This is a genomic window from Streptomyces caelestis (genome assembly GCF_001279005.1).
Classification (GTDB): Bacteria; Actinomycetota; Actinomycetes; order Streptomycetales; family Streptomycetaceae; genus Streptomyces; species Streptomyces heliomycini.
In genome coordinates this window covers 1-236 of the sequence record NZ_LGCN01000172.1, presented here as the reverse complement: position 1 = coordinate 236, position 236 = coordinate 1, and the positions used below count along the sequence as shown (strand labels likewise).

Sequence of the window (236 nt, the reverse complement as noted above, 5' to 3'; positions counted from 1 at the left end):
GACGACGGTGTGGTGACGTCGCTGTCGGCGGAGCGGATCTCGGACGTGCTGCGGCCCAAGGTCGACGCCGCCTGGCACCTCCATGAGCTGACCCGGGACCTGGACCTGGCCGCGTTCGTCATGTTCTCGTCGGTGTCCGGCGTGATGGGCAGCGCCGGCCAGGGCAACTACGCGGCGGCCAACGTCTTCCTGGACGCCCTCGCCCAGCAGCGCTCCGCAGCCGGCCTGCCCGCCCT

General features: G+C 72.0%; 1 protein-coding gene. It reads left to right on the top strand.

Going from position 1 to position 236, the window contains the following annotated elements:
- A partial coding sequence (locus ADK41_RS15385; protein WP_159043978.1) for a KR domain-containing protein occupies positions 1-236 on the top strand: 236 nt, incomplete at both ends.